Genomic DNA, 2,678 nt, shown 5'->3' with positions numbered 1-2,678 from the left:
AAACTTAAGTTTAGGCTGTATCCTTTCCATTGTAACCTACTATAACATTACTGGAGGAATTCAATATGAAAAAATATGCTTTTATAACAGGTGCGAATAAAGGAATTGGATATGAACTTGTTCGTCAATTAGCAGAAAAAGATTATCACGTATTTTTAGGTGCTCGTAATGAACAACTTGGACAACAAGCCGTAGAATCTTTAAATGTTTCAAACGTTTCCTATATTCAAGTAGATATTTCAAATTCACAATCCATTCAAGAAGCAACAAAGAAAATTTACGAAACGACTGATCACTTACATTTATTAATTAATAATGCAGGCATAGCGCTAGACTTCAATATGCTACCTAGTGAATTAAATATTGAAACTTTACGCCAAGGATTTGAAGTTAATTTTTTTGGAACTTTCCAAATGATGCAAGCCTTTTTACCATTATTAAAGAATTCAAGCAACAGTAAAATAATAAATGTAACAACTGACATGGCCTCACTAACAATGTTTGCTAATGGTGAAACACATCCAATTAATACACTAGGATATAATTCTTCAAAAACAGCTATTAATGCTTTAACATTAGCTTTTAGTAAAGAATTTGCCACTAACGGTCCAGAAGTATTTGGGGTAACTCCTGGTTTTACAACTACGGATCTTAATGGAAATTCCCCCGGTGGCCATACAACCACTGAAAGTGCTAAAATTATTATTAAATATGCATTAAGTGAAACAAACTATAATGGTAAAATACTTAACAAAGATGGCATTATACCTTGGTAATAAAAGGATGAATGATATGTATTATACAATTGGGCAAGTCGCCAAAATGCAACACTTAACTATTTCTCAAATACGTTATTACGATAAACAAGGACTGTTTCCTTTTCTGCAAAGAAACGAAAAAGGAGATCGAGTTTTTGATGAAGAAGCACTGAAATATTTAGAGATGATTTTGTGTTTAAAAAACACTGGTATGCCAATTCAAAAAATAAAACAATTTATCGACTGGTCTATGGAAGGAGAATCTACCATCCTTCAAAGGTTAGAATTAATGAAACAACAGGAGACCAATGTCTTACAGCTCATTCAAGACACTGAAAAAAACTTAAAAAAGATACAACAAAAAATTGCTAAATATGAGAATGAAATAACTTCAGCAAATGCTATTAAAAAATAAAAAAATCACCTTCTACATATTGTAGAAGGTGATTTTTATTTTATGATGCTTGCTTTCCTTTATCGGCATCATCTACATACCAGATGAATTTGCCTGTATATCCGTAAATAACTGCTAAAATTAACGATACGAAGCTTAACCACATAAACGGAACGTATGAGAACGTTGCTACACCTAAAATACCAGCCATAAAAATACCATTATCAGACCATGGAACCATACCTGAAGTTAACGTTCCACCTACTTCTGAGTTACGCGCTAATACACGACGGTCTATTTTTAATTTATCATAGCTATCTTCCATAATTTTTGGTGTTAAAATTAGTGATACATACATCGCACAACCAAATATATTAGCTAAGAATGCCACGATTAATGTAGACAATGTTACATTACCTGCAGAATTTAATTTCTTCTCAAATTTTGATACGATTACTTTTAAAACACCTAGTTTTTCAAGTAATCCACCAAATCCTAAACCGAAAATAATAACGGCTACTGAGCCAAGCATGCCGTTAATTCCACCACGGTTTAATAACTTGTCAACAAACTCAACACCAGATTGAATTGAGAATCCGTTATAAGCTGTTCCAATCGCCTCTCCAAAGTTCATCCCTTGGAAAAGGGTTGCCCAAATTGCACCAATTAAAGCTCCCATTGCAATTGTTGGCATAGACGGTTTCTTCATCGCTAATAGAACGATAACAATGACCGCCGGAACAAGCATCCATATTTTAATATCAAATTGCTTTAATAAAGCTTCTTTTAAAAATTCTACTCGATTCAAATCTACATTATCGCCGCCATACATCCAACCAGCTACAGTAAACATAATACTAGTAATAATATAAGCTGGAACATCTAATACGAGCATAGCTCGAACGTGAGCAATAACATCTACTTTCGCCATAGAAGCTGCAAGAACTGTGCTATCAGAAAGTGGTGATAATTTGTCGCCGAAATAAGCTCCTGAAAGAACTGCACCAGCAACAAGCGGAAGTGGTAAACCAAGTCCTTCACCAATCGCCATCATAGCAATACCTGCTGTTCCCACTGTTCCCCAAGACGTTCCTGTTGCGATAGAAGTTATAGAACAAATAATTAATGTTGCTAATAGGAATATGCTAGGGTGAATAAATTCTAATCCATAATAGATTAATGTTGGTACTACCCCACCAGCAATCCATGTTCCAATTAAAGCACCTACTGCAACTAAAATCAGTATCGCTTCTAATCCGTTAGAAATCCCTTTCGTAATTGCATCTTGCAATTCTTGATAACGAAATCCTAATCTTAATCCAAGCGCAATTACTAAAAACCATGAAATAAATAGCGCTAATTGAATTGGGAGATCAAAAATCGTTTGGAAGGAAAAGACAACAGCAAGAAATAGTAATAAAAGAACTATGATTTCTAGCATCGATGGTAATCTTACACTTTTCATTTTTTTCTCTCCTTACAAGTCGATAACATGACGTATGTCGTCTTACATGTATGTAATATAC

3 protein-coding genes are annotated in these 2,678 nt (G+C 33.9%); 2 read left to right on the top strand and 1 reads right to left on the bottom strand.

Annotated elements, in window-relative coordinates:
- Positions 1–65 precede the first annotated feature (65 nt).
- Positions 66–776 carry an SDR family NAD(P)-dependent oxidoreductase gene (locus tag GBN78_RS29310; protein WP_000759549.1) on the top strand — a complete coding sequence of 237 codons (711 nt, stop codon included), beginning with the start codon at positions 66–68 and terminating at the stop codon, positions 774–776.
- 16 nt (positions 777–792) lie between these two features.
- Positions 793–1,173, top strand: coding sequence for a MerR family transcriptional regulator (locus GBN78_RS29305; RefSeq protein ID WP_000291861.1), 381 nt, complete (start codon positions 793–795; stop codon positions 1,171–1,173).
- A 40-nt stretch (positions 1,174–1,213) separates the two neighbouring features.
- Here GBN78_RS29305 and nhaC read toward each other — a convergent pair whose 3' ends face one another.
- Positions 1,214–2,617, bottom strand: coding sequence for a Na+/H+ antiporter NhaC (gene nhaC / locus GBN78_RS29300; RefSeq protein WP_000843992.1), 1,404 nt, complete (start codon positions 2,615–2,617; stop codon positions 1,214–1,216).
- Between the last annotated feature and the right edge of the window lie 61 nt (positions 2,618–2,678).

This window comes from Bacillus sp. B2-WWTP-C-10-Post-4 (genome assembly GCF_009183805.1).
Lineage (GTDB): Bacteria > Bacillota > Bacilli > Bacillales > Bacillaceae_G > Bacillus_A > Bacillus_A cereus.
The sequence above is the reverse complement of the archived record's forward strand: the minus strand, read 5'-3'. Positions and strand labels throughout refer to the sequence as shown.

Excerpts from the sequence above, each read along its gene's own strand:
- GBN78_RS29310 (WP_000759549.1), top strand. The coding sequence starts at position 66 with ATGAAAAAATATGCTTTTATAACAGGTGCGAATAAAGGAATTGGATAT.
- GBN78_RS29305 (WP_000291861.1), top strand. The coding sequence starts at position 793 with ATGTATTATACAATTGGGCAAGTCGCCAAAATGCAACACTTAACTATT.
- nhaC (WP_000843992.1), bottom strand. The coding sequence starts at position 2,617 with ATGAAAAGTGTAAGATTACCATCGATGCTAGAAATCATAGTTCTTTTA.